Source organism: Neomesorhizobium albiziae, from assembly GCF_900114255.1.
In the GTDB taxonomy this organism is placed as follows: domain Bacteria; phylum Pseudomonadota; class Alphaproteobacteria; order Rhizobiales; family Rhizobiaceae; genus Neomesorhizobium; species Neomesorhizobium albiziae.
Map to the genome: position 1 here is coordinate 230,747 of NZ_FOSL01000006.1, position 13,384 is coordinate 244,130.

Sequence of the window (13,384 nt, forward strand, 5' to 3'; positions counted from 1 at the left end):
CCATCCTTGATTGGGTCTCTTTCGCCGATGCACGGATCAATTTCTTGATTTCGATCAATCCGCGGTGGACAAACTGACGCGGCCAAGTCGGTAGCTTCGGGTGGTATATCCTTAAGGAGCTGAAATAGCGGACGACGCGATGACCGTCAGACAAGACATTCATAATTCGGACATCCCTGTCCTTTGCCAGGCGTGTGAGGCGCGCCACCACGGCGTTTGCGGGGCACTCGATCCAAACAAGTTGGTCGCGCTCGCGAAGACGTCATCGAGGCGACAGGTCGATGCCGGAACCGAGCTCATCGGCGACGCGGAGGCGATCCATAGCTATGCGAATGTTCTTTCCGGCGTCGTGAAGCTGACAAAAACCCTTTCCGACGGCCGTCAGCAGATTGTGGGCCTGCAATTCGCTCCGGATTTTTTCGGCAGACCCTTCAGAGCCGAAAGCGCGATCAATGCGGAAGCCGCGACCAGGGTGTCGCTATGCTCCTTCCCCAAAGCGGCCCTGGAACGGATTATGAAGGAATCTCCCGGCCTTCAGGGTCGCTTGCTTGGGCAGACCCTGAAAGACCTTGACGCAGCGCGCGAGTGGATGGTGACACTCGGACGGAAGACGGCTGCCGAAAAGATAGCGAGTTTTCTGCTGCTGATCGCGAGAAACATCGATCGTGTCTCCGATCCGAACATGCGGACGGCGGCGTTCGATCTCCCGTTGACGCGGAACGACATCGCCGATTTTCTCGGATTGACGATCGAGACCGTCAGCCGTCAGCTCACGAAGCTCCGTGCAGACGGCGTCATCCGGATCGAGAACAACCGTCACGTCGTCGTCGTAGACATTTCTCGTCTCGAGGCTCGCGCGGGTTCCTAGCCGGTATAGCTGCTGCCGATCATCGGCAAGATGTGTTCGCGCTCGAATGCGATGTGCCGCCGCAGCGCCTCGAAGAAGCCGCGCAGCATGAAACCGATGGCATCTGCGCTTTCGCCCCCCTTTCCGTGCCCGATTGCGAGAAAAACTTCCGCAATTTCACCGGCGAAGCACTCGTCCTGGACGTGCTCGGCCTTGAGCCGCCGAACCGTCGACGACCGCGTTCCGCTTGCGTCCAAAACTGCGTCATAGAGCGGGAAGACAACGGCTTCCTCGTAGTGGTGAATGCTGCTCAGAAGGGGAACGAGCGTGTTCGCCACGCCAAGAACCTTGCGCCGGTCGACTGATCCTGGTAGTGCATCGGCGATTTCCTCCAGTGCCTGGCAGAGTCGAAGCTTCTCGTGATGCGCGCGTTTCATTACGGCAGCCGGGAGAAGCTCGATGGTCGGATCGACCGGCAGCGCCTTGTCGTCACGTGGCGCTTCGTAACTGGAGGCCACCGGAACTTCTTTTCTGGGCAAAGGGGATTCTCCGCACATCGAGCGCTAAGACTGCTCGGCAGTCCTGTCCGCGGCCTTGACCTGGATCAAAGCACGGCTCCACCGCACGGCGGAAAAGTGGCCGCGGACTGCTTCAACGGCGGATCCGACACTAGAGCGCAACGCGCGTTGGGGATGCCCTCGATGAGACATGATACCGCGATAGCCGGACTAGGGTCTGCGACCTTTCTGGCCCTCTTGGCGGCGGCCTTCGGCCAGGACGAGCTTTTTCGATCCCACATGTGGGTTCTGTTTTTCGTGCTGCTCGGGGCGGTCATCGTCCTCCTGCGGAATACGAGCTTCAGCCCCGCGTCCGCACAATCGGAAGATCGTTCGTCCTATATGGACAAGCCGATTCGGTACGGTTCGATTGCGACCATGTTCTGGGGCGTCGTAGGACTTCTGGTAGGGGTCGTGGTGGCGCTGCAACTCGCCTATCCGGACCTCAACGTCGAACCCTGGTTCAATTTCGGCAGGATGCGGCCGCTGCACACTTCGGCGGTGATCTTCGCCTTTGGCGGAAACGCGCTGATCGCGACATCCTTCTACGTCGTCCAGCGCACTTCCCGCGCGCGGCTCTTCGGCGGCGATCTGGTTTGGTTCGTTTTCTGGGGCTACCAGCTTTTCATCGTCATGGCAGCCACGGGCTATCTGCTCGGCATCACCCAGAGCCGCGAATATGCCGAGCCGGAGTGGTATGTCGACCTCTGGCTGACGATCGTCTGGGTCGCGTACCTCATCGTGTTCCTCGGCACGATCCTGAAGCGCAAAGAGCCACACATCTATGTGGCCAACTGGTTCTACCTTTCCTTCATCGTCACCATTGCGATGCTGCATGTGGTGAACAATCTGGCGATACCGGTTTCTCTCCTCGGTTCGAAGAGCTATTCGGCGTTCGCCGGCGTCCAGGATGCGCTGACGCAGTGGTGGTACGGCCACAATGCCGTCGGGTTCTTCCTGACGGCCGGTTTCCTTGGCATGATGTATTACTTCATTCCGAAACAGGTTAACCGGCCCGTCTATTCCTACCGCTTGTCGATCATCCACTTCTGGGCGCTGATCTTCCTCTACATCTGGGCAGGCCCGCATCATCTCCACTACACGGCGTTGCCTGACTGGGCGCAGACGTTGGGAATGGTGTTCTCAATCATGCTGTGGATGCCTTCGTGGGGTGGCATGATCAACGGCCTGATGACGCTCTCGGGCGCTTGGGACAAGATCCGCACCGATCCGATCGTCCGTATGATGGTGATGGCCGTCGCCTTCTACGGGATGTCGACCTTCGAAGGTCCGATGATGTCGATCAAGGCGGTCAACTCGCTGTCCCATTACACGGACTGGACGATCGGGCACGTGCATTCCGGCGCGCTCGGCTGGGTCGGGATGATCTCTTTCGGCGCGATCTACTTCATGGTGCCGAAGCTCTGGAACCGGGAGCGGCTCTATTCGCTGCGGCTGGTCATCTGGCATTTCTGGCTCGCCACGCTCGGCATCGTCGTCTACGCGGCAGTCATGTGGGTGTCGGGCATCATGCAGGGCCTGATGTGGCGCGAATACGACGAGCAGGGCTTCCTCGTCTATTCCTTCGCCGAAACCGTGGCCGCCACGCATCCCTATTACGTGATGCGCGCGGCCGGCGGCGCCCTTTACCTCGCAGGCGCGCTCGTCATGGCGTTCAACGTCGCCATGACCATTCTCGGCTACCAGCGCGAGGAAAAATCAATCGGTGGCGACGCGCCTGCCCTTCAGCCTGCCCAATAAGGGAACCTTGAAATGGCCTTGATGGACAAACACGCGATCCTGGAGAAGAACGCCACGCTTCTCCTCGCCGGTTCCTTTTTGGTGGTCACGATCGGCGGCATCGTCGAGATCGCGCCGCTCTTCTACCTTGAGAACACGATCGAGAAGGTCGAGGGCATGCGGCCTTATTCGCCGCTGGAACTCGCCGGCCGCAACATATATGTCCGCGAAGGCTGCTACGTCTGCCACTCGCAGATGATCCGGCCCTTCCGGGATGAAGTCGAGCGGTACGGCCACTACAGCCTGGCCGCGGAGTCGATGTATGACCATCCCTTCCAATGGGGATCGAAGCGGACCGGGCCTGACCTTGCCCGTATCGGCGACCGCTATTCCAACGACTGGCATGTGCAGCACCTGATCGAGCCACGCTCGGTCGTGCCGGAATCGATCATGCCGAGCTATGCGTTCTTGAGGGATACGCCCCTGGCGGTGAAGAACTTCTCCACGCACCTCGTCGCCAACGCGCGTTTGGGCGTGCCCTACGACGAAAACATGATCGAAAACGCAGAGAAGGATCTCAAGCAGCAGGCCGATCCGAATGCCGACACTTCCGGTGTCGAGGAGCGTTATCCGAAGGTGAAGCTCGGCGACTTCGACGGCAATCCGCAGGCACTCACCGAAATGGATGCGCTCGTTGCCTATCTGCAGATGCTAGGAACGCTGGTCAATTTCTCGACCTACGACGAAGCCGCCGGTTACCGCTGAGGAGGACACAAATGAACTATCACGTCATGCGGGAATTCGCTGACAGCTGGGGCCTCCTTTTTATGGCCATTTTCTTCGTCGGGGCAGCCGCCTTCGCCTTTCGGCCCGGCAGCCGCAAACACGCTGACGAGGCCGCCAGAGTCCCTCTTAAGGACGATTGAACGATGAGCGAAAAGCATGTCGATGAAGCGACCGGCGTCGAAACGACCGGCCACGAGTGGGATGGGATTAAGGAACTCAACAATCCCTTGCCGCGCTGGTGGGTCTGGACCTTCTACGCGACAATCGTCTGGGCGCTGGCATATACGGTCGCCTATCCGGCCTGGCCGTTGCTGACGACAGCGACCGGCGGCTTGCTGGGATACTCCAGTCGCGTGGAAATCAGGAACGAGTTGGCTGCGGCAGAAGCGGCGAAAGGCGACTATGTCGCGGCTGTGCAGTCGAAAACAGTCGAGGAAATTCTGTCCAACGAGACACTGCGCCAGTTCGCGACGGCGGCAGGAGCGGCCGCGTTCAAGGTGAATTGCGTGCAGTGCCACGGTTCGGGTGCGCAAGGCTCGGCTGGATATCCGAACCTCAACGACGACGAATGGCTGTGGGGCGGCGACATCGTCCAGATCCAGCAAACGATATCGCATGGCATCCGCTTTACGGCTGACAGGGACACGCGGATCTCCGAGATGCCGGTTTTCGCCGACATGCTCGAGGCACCGCAGATCGAACAGGCGGCAACCTTCGTAGCCTCGCTCGGCGGAGGCGAGGCCGATGCCGCAGTCGTCGAAGCGGGTCGCACCGTGTTCGCCGAGAACTGCGCTTCCTGCCATGGCGAGGACGGCAGAGGTAGCCGTGAGGTCGGCGCGCCCGACCTGACCGATGCGATATGGCTCTACGGTTCGAGTGCGGCCGACATCGCGCGTCAGATCCGCACCCCGAGGCACGGTGTCATGCCGGCGTGGAGCGCGCGCCTCGGCGATAGGACAGTCAAGGAACTCGCCGTCTATATCCATTCGCTTGGGGGTGGAGAGTAGGGCCCCTTCTCACACTTGCCGAGCCCGGACCCGACTTCGGTCGGGTCCCCGTTTCGTCGGTCCGGTCTCGCGCCGTGCGGTTTGATCTGGGTCAACGCACGTCGGCACCGCTTCGGGTCAGGTCGGAGCTTGACGGGCAAGCCACGTGCGACGCCACGGGAAACAGAAATGCTCCAGCGAATGGAAGTGGAAACACTGGACGCGAAACCGGTCAATTCGGCCAAGCAACGTCAGCCGCTCTATGCCGCCCGCAAGAAGGTGTTCCCGAAACGTGCGTCGGGAAGTTTTTGCCGGTTCAAATGGCTGATCATGGCCGTAACGCTCGGCATCTACTATCTCACCCCTTGGATCAGGTGGGATCGCGGACCTTATGCGCCCGACCAGGCCGTGCTTGTCGATATCGCCAACCGCCGCTTCTACTTTTTCTTCATCGAAATTTGGCCGCAGGAATTCTTCTTTGTCGCCGGCCTTCTGGTCATGGCGGGCATCGGCCTGTTCCTGATCACGTCCACGGTCGGCCGCGCTTGGTGCGGCTATACATGTCCTCAAACGGTCTGGGTTGACCTTTTCCTGGTCGTGGAGCGTGCAGTGGAGGGCGAAAGGAACGCCCGGATCAAGCTCGACGGCGAGCCGTGGACGAAACGCAAGATTATGCTACGCGCCACCAAACATACGATCTGGCTTGCCATCGCCATCGCGACCGGCGGCGCCTGGATTTTCTATTTCGCGGATGCGCCAACCCTATTGGTCGAGCTTTTCAAAGGCGAAGCCGCTCCCGCCGCCTACATGACCGTGGCGATCCTGACCTCCACGACCTATACATTCGGCGGTCACATGCGCGAGCAGGTCTGCACCTATATGTGCCCGTGGCCGCGCATCCAGGCGGCAATGCTCGACGAAAATTCACTGACCGTCACCTACAATGACTGGCGCGGCGAACCGCGCTCCCGGCACGCGAAGAAAGCCGCTGCAGGTGGCCAGAGCGTCGGCGACTGCGTCGACTGCAACGCTTGCGTCGCCGTTTGCCCAATGGGCATCGACATCCGCGACGGCCAGCAGCTCGAATGCATCACCTGCGCGCTTTGCATAGACGCCTGCAATGGCGTGATGGACAAGCTAGGCAAGGAACGCGGGCTGATCTCCTATGCCACGCTGAGCGACTACAATGCCAACATGGCGTTCGCGACCGGCGGAGGCAGCCAGCCCATCACTCCGGCACTCGTGCGGGACACGGACGGGCGGTTGTCCAGCCGGATTGCCCATTTCCATCTCGGCAAGATTTTTCGGCCGCGCACCTTTGTCTATTTCGGCGTCTGGTCGCTCGTCGGGCTGGCGCTGCTCTACGCTCTGCTCAGCCGCGACCGGCTGGAAGTCAATGTCCTGCACGATCGCAACCCGCAATTCGTCGTTCTTGCGGACGGCTCCATTCGGAATGGATACACGGTCAAGCTCCTCAACATGATCCCCGAGCCCCGGACGATTTTCGTTACGCTTCAAGGGCTGCGAGGCGCAACCATGACGGTCACAGGCATCGATCAACCAGAAGACCGTGCCTTCGCGATCAGCGTCGATCCGGATCGGTTGAAAACCCTGAAAATCTTTGTGCGGCAACCTGCAGAGTCCGTCGAGACCGAGTCCCAGATCTTCAAGTTTATCGTCGAAGACAAGGCAAGCTACGAGGCGGACGAATACACGGCCACATTCAACGCGCTGGAGGTCAACAAATGAATTCGCAATCGGGCGCCTCGGGAAGGTTCACCGGCACGCATATGCTCGGCATAATGCTCGCTTTCTTCGGCGTGATCGTCGCGGTCAACCTGACCATGGCGATGTTAGCCAGCACCAGCTGGACCGGCTTCGTGGTCCGCAACTCCTACGTGGCGAGCCAGGAATTCAATCGGAAGTCAGATGAAGCTCGAGCGCAGGCCGCGCTTGGCTGGACGAGCCGACTGTCGATCTCGGGCGGCGAAATCCGCTACAAGCTGATTGACGCAGGCGGGAAGGCCGTCGCCTTGCGCGGCGTCACCGCTCATTTCCGTCATCCTGCCTATGAGGCACAAGACCAGACTGTCGATCTTTCGCCCGCAACGAACGGTGAGTTCGCAGCGGCGCTAACGCTCCGCGAGGGCGCCTGGATTATGGAAATCGAGGCCGATGCCGGGATTGGCAACCCCCATCGGGATGTCCGCCGGATCATGGTCAGGGACGGAACGCTCCAATGAGTTGCTGTGCGCCTGGATCGGAGATGGCTCTGGAATTGGAACGGGCCGCCCATGCGGGATCGTCGGCGGAGGAACTGGAATTGTCGAGCCGTCCGCTTGGCAACGGTCTCCGGCAGATCGATCTGTCGGTTCCGTCTGTCCACTGCGGCGCCTGCATCCAAAGCATCGAGAGGGCTCTCTCCAGGCTGGACGGCGTCGACCACGCCAGGGTCAACCTCTCGACGAAGCGGGTCTCGGTACACTGGCGGGAGGGGAATGTGCCGCCGCTCGTCGAAACGCTGAACAGGCTGGGTTATGCCGCCCATCTTTTCGACGAAGGGGCAGAGGGGAGGGATAAGACGCTTTCCGAGCTAATCCGCGCCCTCGCAGTGGCGGGATTCGCGGCCGGAAACATCATGCTGCTTTCGGTTTCGGTGTGGTCGGGCGCGGACGGCGCGACGCGCGATCTTTTCCACCTGGTCTCCGCATTGATCGCGATCCCTGCGATGGTGTTTGCAGGTGGGATCTATTTCAGGTCGGCTTGGAGCGCCCTTCGCTACGGCCGCATGAACATGGACGTGCCGATCGCGCTCGGTGTCTCGCTTGCCTTCGGCATGAGCCTTTACGAGACGATCAATCATGGGGAGCACGCCTATTTCGACGCTGCGGTCTCCCTGCTCTTCTTTCTGTTGATTGGCCGCACGCTCGATCATGTCATGCGCGATCGGGCGCGGGCTGCCGTTGCGGGACTGGCCAAGCTCGCCCCGCGCGGCGCCGTGGTCGTGCGGGAGGACGAGTCCCGGGGCTATCTCTCCGTCGCCTCTATCGAACCCGGCATGCGTCTCCTCATCGCCGCCGGCGAACGCGTGCCGGTGGATGGCCGTGTCACGTACGGCTCCTCCGATCTCGACTGTTCGCTGGTGAGCGGGGAGAGCGAGCCGCAGAGAGTGCAGCCGGGCGATACAGTACGCGCCGGTACGCTCAATCTTACCGGATCGCTCACCATCGAAGCGATCGCCGCGGCAAAGGATTCCTTCTTCGCGGAGATGGTTCGGCTGATGGAGGCAGCCGAGGGCGGGCGCGCTCGCTATCGCCGCATAGCTGACCGCGCTTCTGCCCTGTACTCTCCTGTCGTGCACCTGACCGCGTTGCTCACCTTTATCGGCTGGATGGTCGCGTCCGGCGACTGGCACCGGGCGATCACCATTGCGATTGCGGTGCTCATCATCACCTGCCCCTGCGCACTTGGACTTGCAGTACCCATCGTGCAGGTTGTCGCTGCAAGGCGACTCTTTGAAAACGGCATCATGGTCAAGGACGGATCGGCCATGGAACGGCTGGCCGAAATCGACACAGTCGTCTTCGACAAGACAGGTACACTGACGGTGGGGCGGCCCGTGCTTTCGAATGCCGGCGACCTCAATCGGGATACACTGGCTCTGGCCTCGGCGATCGCCTGGCACTCGCGGCATCCCCTGTCGCGCGCCATCGCGGACGCCTATCCGCAAAGCGCCCAACCGCACGCTTTGATTGAAACGGTTGCCGAACGCCCGGGATACGGAATCGAGGCGAGCAAAGGCGGCAAAGTCTACAGACTTGGCCGTGCCGACTGGGCGATCAGCGCCACGGCCAACAACGACGGCATCTTGAGTTCCGGCACCGTGCTGGCGGAGAACGGATGCTTGCTTGCATCTTTCCAATTTGAGGATCGGATCCGCGATGGCGCCCGTCCGGCGATTTCGGAACTGAAGGAACAAGGCCTGGCAGTGGAGATGCTCTCCGGCGACAGGACCGAAACAGCCCGAACGGTTTCGGAAGCACTTGCCGTCGAGCATTTCGAGGCCGAGGCGCTCCCGCGCGACAAGGCCGCGAGGCTGTCCGGCCTCAGCGAGCATGGCTGCAAGGCGCTGATGGTTGGCGACGGGCTGAACGATGCGCCGGCGCTTGCCGCCGCGTATGTCTCCATGGCGCCGGCGACCGCCGCCGATGTCGGCCGAAATGCCGCCGATTTCGTCTTTCTCCGTGAGACCCTCACGGCGGTGCCGTTTGCTGTCGAAATTTCCCGGAAGGCCGACCGGTTGTTCCGGCAGAATTTCGCCCTGGCGATCGGTTACAACGCAATCGCCGTTCCGATTGCGATCCTTGGATATGTCACTCCTCTTATCGCGGCCGTCGCCATGTCGCTCTCGTCGATCCTGGTAATCGGCAATGCGATGCGGCTGGGAGGTGAGGAGAGGCGGCCTTATTCAGGCGCTCGACCTGTCGGCGAACGTATGGCTCCTTGGGATATGATGGCAGACTCATGACCACGCTCGTCTACCTCATTCCCGTCGCGCTGTTCCTTGGCGGTCTTGGCTTGACCGCCTTCATATGGGCGCTCAGAAGCGGCCAGTATGACGATCTCGACGGCGCGGCCGAACGGGTTCTTTTCGACCCGATGGAAAACATGAACGGTCCCGAGCGGCGAACGGGATCGTAAGGGGAGGCACGACTGAACTATCGCGGCAAACCGCTCAAGGACGTTACAAGTCGTCGGAACGGCCAGTCGATCGGACGACTCAGCGGATGTAGATGGTCAGCCGGGAGCGAAGTTTGCCGCAAGGACCATGCGCACGCGTTCCGGCAGGCTTGCGGTCGGTCAACTGGTTTAACCTGTTCTCAATTGCGGTAACATGGCTGCATAAGCAGGCTTCGCCACAAGTCGTTCGGCAGCACGTTTCATCGCGTCAATCAGCACTTCATCCTCGAAGGGCTTTTCAATGAAATCCAAGGCACCGGCCTTCATGGCTTGCACGGCCAGCTTGGGCATCCGCCCCCAGAGCGTCGAGGCGCTCGAAAAATTCGAAGCCAACGGGTCCATCAAACTGGATACGCTGCGCCGCGCCGCCGAAGCACTCGACTGTACGCTGGTCTACGCCCTCGTACCGAACACCTCGCTCGAAGCGATGGTGTGCGACCGCGATAGTCACGATCAGTCCTCAGCGTAGGTGCATGGAAGCTCCCGCGTTGAGGCAAATTTGGTTCGAGGGTCGACCCAACGCTTCTTCAAACGACACGGCATCACGCCCAAAAAGGCCGCGCACGCCTCGGAACAGAACCGTTCCGCCGTCTTGAAACGTCTTGGAGGCGAATGATCGTCTCCCGACGGATCGCGAACTTTATGGCGATGGCCGAAACGCTATACCGCCTGCCTCCAGCTTGCGGTTGACGGCGTAATATATCCATCCTGTAGATGCGCTTTATCAAAACAATCGATTTTACGAAGAATGACTGGCATGAAAAAGGTTGCTCTCTCTATGCGCAATTGGAGCATGGAGCCTGAGAAGGTTGCACTCGATGAACTTGAAACTGTCCGACCTCGGCCGAAAAGATAGTTTACCCCCAACCCGGCATACCGTCCGCCGTTTTTACGAAGAGTCAGTGATCGCAGTGACTGGAGGAGTCGGTAGTGTTGGTGCCGAACTCGTGGCCCAACTTTTGGAGATGGATGTTTCCGAAGTAAGAGTGTTGGACAATAACGAGTCCGCACTATTTGAAGCCGAACAAAAGTATGTGGACGAACCGCGGTTCAAGGCCTTTCAAGGTGACATCACCAATGAATGGGAAACCCTCAGAGCTTTTTCGGGTGTCGATTATGTATTTCACGCTGCGGCGCTGAAGCATGTTCCCTCTTGTGAAAGAAATCCATTTAGCGCAGTCGATACAAACATTAATGGAATAAAGTCGATAATTCGGGCGTCACAAAGCAATCACGTGAAAAAGGTGCTTTTTACGTCGTCTGACAAAGCGGTAAGCCCGACCAACGTGATGGGGGCTTCGAAACTGATGGGTGAGCGCCTCTTTGTTGCCGCCAACCATATGTCTGTTGGACCCGACAATGGGACTGTGTTTGCTAGCACACGTTTTGGGAACGTCGCCGGCTCTCGAGGCTCCGTAGTTCCTCTTTTTTGTAAGCAGTTGCAGCGTGGAGGTCCGCTCACACTGACTGATGAACGGATGACCCGATTCATTATGAGCTTGAGAGAAGCCACTGAACTGGTGATCAAAAGCATGGTCTATGCGCAAGGTGGAGACACATTCATAACAAAAATGCCATCCTTGCGAGTTGCTGACCTAACGCAAGTTCTTATCGATGTATTGGGACCTATATATGGGTATGCCCCAAGTGAGATCGAAACACGAATCGTTGGTGCTCGGCCGGGTGAAAAGCTTTGGGAAGAGCTAAGCACAGACGAAGAAAGTCGCAGAATTTTGGAGGGCCAGCGCTACTTATGTGTTCTACCAGCTGCTAACATCATGCAGCCAGATATTGAAGACAGGTACAAAGAATTAGGACTGAAGAGGGCCGTTCGTGTCTACAATAGCCACACTGAGCCCAAAATGTCTTATGATGAAATTCTGGATTTCCTTATGATCGATGGCGTTTTGCCTACCGAAGTGCGGGCCTTAATATCAAAAATGCGACGCGCCCAGAGCGAGGCCGCGTGAGGATTCTCGTTCTAGGCGGAGACGGTTACCTTGGGTGGCCAACGGCAATGCACTTATCAAAGCACGGCCATGAAGTGATAGTCGCAGACAACTATCTGAGGCGCTACTTGAGTCGCGAAGAGGATTCGGAGCCCTTATTTGATGTTCCAAATCTGCATCAGCGAGCGCAGCTTTGGAAGGCAAAAAGCGGCAGAGAAATCAGCGTTGCCATCGGGGACCTGTGCGACTGGGACTTTGTCGCCGAACTGTTTTGTGCCCATTTACCGCAAGCACTGATCCACTATGCTGAACAACCATCAGCCCCCTATTCAATGAAAAATCGCAAGACGGCCACGCTGACGTTTCAGAACAATCTGACGGCCACGTTCAATATCGTTCAGGCAGTTCACGAATTCGCCCCTGACTGCCACATCGTCAAGCTTGGCACTATGGGTGAATATGGCACTCCCAATATCGATATTGAAGAGGGCTGGCTTGAGGTGGAACATAAGGGCCGTAGCCAAAAATTCTTATTCCCTCGGGCTGCCGGAAGCCTCTACCATACCACCAAAGTTCTGGATACAGATCTTCTTTGGTTTTATGTTCGGACATGGGGACTGAGAGTTACTGATCTCATGCAAGGTCCGGTATACGGTCTGGAGACTTATGAAAACTCCGGGAATGAGGAACTGTATCCGTTTCTTAACTACGACGAACTATGGGGCACGGTAATCAATCGTTTTATGGTTCAGGCTGTGGCCGGTTATCCGCTGACCGTTTACGGGAAAGGCGGGCAAACACGTGGATATTTGAACATCAAAGACACATTGCAATGCTTGCGTCTTTCTATCGAAAATCCTGCCAATCCGGGTGAACTTCGTATTTTTAACCAACTTGTGGAAACGTTCTCAGTGAATCAACTGGCGGAGATGGTGCAACAATCGGGCAGCCGTATTGGGTTGGATGTACAGGTAAATAGCCTCCCAAACCCGAGGACGGAGTTGGAGGAACATTATTATAATCCCACGCACACCGGCCTTATCGAGTTGGGACTGAAACCACACTTTCTGACGAATGACGTGATGGATGAGATGATGCGCCTCATTTTGAAATACAAAGAGCGAATTCGAACAAATTGCATCTTCCGCGGCGTGAGTTGGGACAGCAATGATCAGATCCCTACAGCAGCATGAACCGCACCGGGTTTGCCGGAGGCTCCAAACCTTGAGAAGGTGGAGCCATCATGAGCAACACGACGAACAGGTTTTCTCCAGCCGCAAGGTCTGGATCAATTGGTCATGCGCCTGCAATGTCGCCGACATCTTCGCATTTTCCGCCTGCAAGGCGGCAATCATTGTCTTCAGGAAGGCCGGATCGTCGGGAAGATTTTGGGTCGCGTTCGACATGAGCCCGACTACCATAGGTCAGGAAGAATATCCATAAAAACAAGCAAAATCAGTGGGATCAATTAACCGACACGCGCCGGTGGGGCGCCCCAGTCGGGACGCCGCCAATTGCGCCGTTGTCAGGCGAGCCGTCCCATCGGCGGCCGACGGCCACGGAAAGCGGCCCCTCTGGAGGACCTTGTAATAAAGGCAAAAGCCATGGCCATCAAAATAGAGAAGTTTCAAACGATCGCCGCGTCGTCCTCGGAACGCAAAAACCGCACCTCCTGTCGGCTTCTGGCGCAACACGTCCTGCGCAAGCGCCGCCAGACCCTCGATCCCTTTTCGCATGTCCGTTATCCCGCAGGCAAGGTACACTCGAACGCCAGTTCCG

The 13,384-nt window shown here is 58.5% G+C and carries 13 protein-coding genes and 1 pseudogene; 12 read left to right on the plus strand and 2 right to left on the minus strand.

What is annotated here, in order from left to right:
- Positions 1–139 precede the first annotated feature (139 nt).
- Complete coding sequence (locus F3H98_RS12965; RefSeq protein WP_149760565.1) at positions 140–868, plus strand: Crp/Fnr family transcriptional regulator; 729 nt, start codon at positions 140–142, stop codon at positions 866–868.
- On the opposite strand, the gene F3H98_RS12970 is transcribed toward F3H98_RS12965, so the two are convergent.
- Positions 865–1,386: a hemerythrin domain-containing protein gene (locus tag F3H98_RS12970; RefSeq protein WP_244621700.1), complete on the minus strand. Its 522-nt coding sequence runs from the start codon at positions 1,384–1,386 to the stop codon at positions 865–867. The two genes, F3H98_RS12965 and F3H98_RS12970, sit on opposite strands and share 4 nt — an antisense overlap.
- Positions 1,387–1,548: 162 nt before the next feature.
- On the opposite strand from F3H98_RS12970, the gene ccoN reads away from it, so the two are divergent.
- From ccoN to F3H98_RS13030, 11 genes and pseudogenes are all read left to right on the plus strand, one after another.
- Positions 1,549–3,165 (plus strand): cytochrome-c oxidase, cbb3-type subunit I, encoded by a 1,617-nt coding sequence (ccoN, locus tag F3H98_RS12975; RefSeq protein ID WP_149760566.1) that lies wholly within the window; start codon positions 1,549–1,551, stop codon positions 3,163–3,165.
- Between the two features lie 12 nt (positions 3,166–3,177).
- On the plus strand, positions 3,178–3,909 hold the full coding sequence (gene ccoO, locus F3H98_RS12980; protein WP_149760567.1) for a cytochrome-c oxidase, cbb3-type subunit II: 732 nt from the start codon (positions 3,178–3,180) through the stop codon (positions 3,907–3,909).
- Between the two features lie 11 nt (positions 3,910–3,920).
- Entirely contained in the window at positions 3,921–4,070 is a 150-nt protein-coding gene (locus F3H98_RS12985) for a cbb3-type cytochrome c oxidase subunit 3 (RefSeq protein WP_149760568.1), read from the plus strand.
- 3 nt (positions 4,071–4,073) lie between these two features.
- Complete coding sequence (gene ccoP, locus F3H98_RS12990) at positions 4,074–4,937, plus strand: cytochrome-c oxidase, cbb3-type subunit III (protein WP_149760569.1); 864 nt, start codon at positions 4,074–4,076, stop codon at positions 4,935–4,937.
- Positions 4,938–5,105: 168 nt separating this feature from the next.
- A complete protein-coding gene (gene ccoG / locus F3H98_RS12995) occupies positions 5,106–6,665 on the plus strand; it encodes a cytochrome c oxidase accessory protein CcoG (RefSeq protein WP_149760570.1) in 1,560 nt (519 codons plus the stop codon).
- Positions 6,662–7,159, plus strand: coding sequence for a FixH family protein (locus F3H98_RS13000; RefSeq protein ID WP_149760571.1), 498 nt, complete (start codon positions 6,662–6,664; stop codon positions 7,157–7,159). The genes ccoG and F3H98_RS13000 overlap by 4 nt, the downstream gene beginning before the upstream one ends.
- Positions 7,156–9,444 (plus strand): cation-translocating P-type ATPase, encoded by a 2,289-nt coding sequence (locus tag F3H98_RS13005; protein WP_149760572.1) that lies wholly within the window; start codon positions 7,156–7,158, stop codon positions 9,442–9,444. Before F3H98_RS13000 ends, F3H98_RS13005 begins: the two co-directional genes overlap by 4 nt.
- Positions 9,441–9,617 (plus strand): cbb3-type cytochrome oxidase assembly protein CcoS, encoded by a 177-nt coding sequence (ccoS, locus tag F3H98_RS13010; RefSeq protein ID WP_149760573.1) that lies wholly within the window; start codon positions 9,441–9,443, stop codon positions 9,615–9,617. The genes F3H98_RS13005 and ccoS overlap by 4 nt, the downstream gene beginning before the upstream one ends.
- Positions 9,618–9,939: 322 nt before the next feature.
- Positions 9,940–10,089, plus strand: a pseudogene (locus F3H98_RS13020) (mobile mystery protein A); the annotation flags it as partial.
- 385 nt (positions 10,090–10,474) lie between these two features.
- Positions 10,475–11,626: a polysaccharide biosynthesis protein gene (locus F3H98_RS13025; protein ID WP_149760574.1), complete on the plus strand. Its 1,152-nt coding sequence runs from the start codon at positions 10,475–10,477 to the stop codon at positions 11,624–11,626.
- Entirely contained in the window at positions 11,623–12,798 is a 1,176-nt protein-coding gene (locus F3H98_RS13030; RefSeq protein WP_149760575.1) for an NAD-dependent epimerase/dehydratase family protein, read from the plus strand. Before F3H98_RS13025 ends, F3H98_RS13030 begins: the two co-directional genes overlap by 4 nt.
- Positions 12,799–13,029: 231 nt before the next feature.
- Here F3H98_RS13030 and tnpB read toward each other — a convergent pair whose 3' ends face one another.
- Complete coding sequence (gene tnpB / locus F3H98_RS13035; protein ID WP_280177990.1) at positions 13,030–13,368, minus strand: IS66 family insertion sequence element accessory protein TnpB; 339 nt, start codon at positions 13,366–13,368, stop codon at positions 13,030–13,032.
- Positions 13,369–13,384: the final 16 nt, after the last annotated feature.

Bases quoted from the DNA above. Each gene is read 5' to 3' on its own strand.
- F3H98_RS13005 (WP_149760572.1), top strand. From the start codon at position 7,156: ATGAGTTGCTGTGCGCCTGGATCGGAGATGGCTCTGGAATTGGAACGG.
- ccoN (WP_149760566.1), top strand. From the start codon at position 1,549: ATGAGACATGATACCGCGATAGCCGGACTAGGGTCTGCGACCTTTCTG.
- F3H98_RS13000 (WP_149760571.1), top strand. From the start codon at position 6,662: ATGAATTCGCAATCGGGCGCCTCGGGAAGGTTCACCGGCACGCATATG.
- F3H98_RS13025 (WP_149760574.1), top strand. From the start codon at position 10,475: ATGAACTTGAAACTGTCCGACCTCGGCCGAAAAGATAGTTTACCCCCA.
- ccoS (WP_149760573.1), top strand. From the start codon at position 9,441: ATGACCACGCTCGTCTACCTCATTCCCGTCGCGCTGTTCCTTGGCGGT.
- F3H98_RS12965 (WP_149760565.1), top strand. From the start codon at position 140: ATGACCGTCAGACAAGACATTCATAATTCGGACATCCCTGTCCTTTGC.
- ccoG (WP_149760570.1), top strand. From the start codon at position 5,106: ATGCTCCAGCGAATGGAAGTGGAAACACTGGACGCGAAACCGGTCAAT.
- F3H98_RS12985 (WP_149760568.1), top strand. From the start codon at position 3,921: ATGAACTATCACGTCATGCGGGAATTCGCTGACAGCTGGGGCCTCCTT.
- ccoO (WP_149760567.1), top strand. From the start codon at position 3,178: ATGGCCTTGATGGACAAACACGCGATCCTGGAGAAGAACGCCACGCTT.
- ccoP (WP_149760569.1), top strand. From the start codon at position 4,074: ATGAGCGAAAAGCATGTCGATGAAGCGACCGGCGTCGAAACGACCGGC.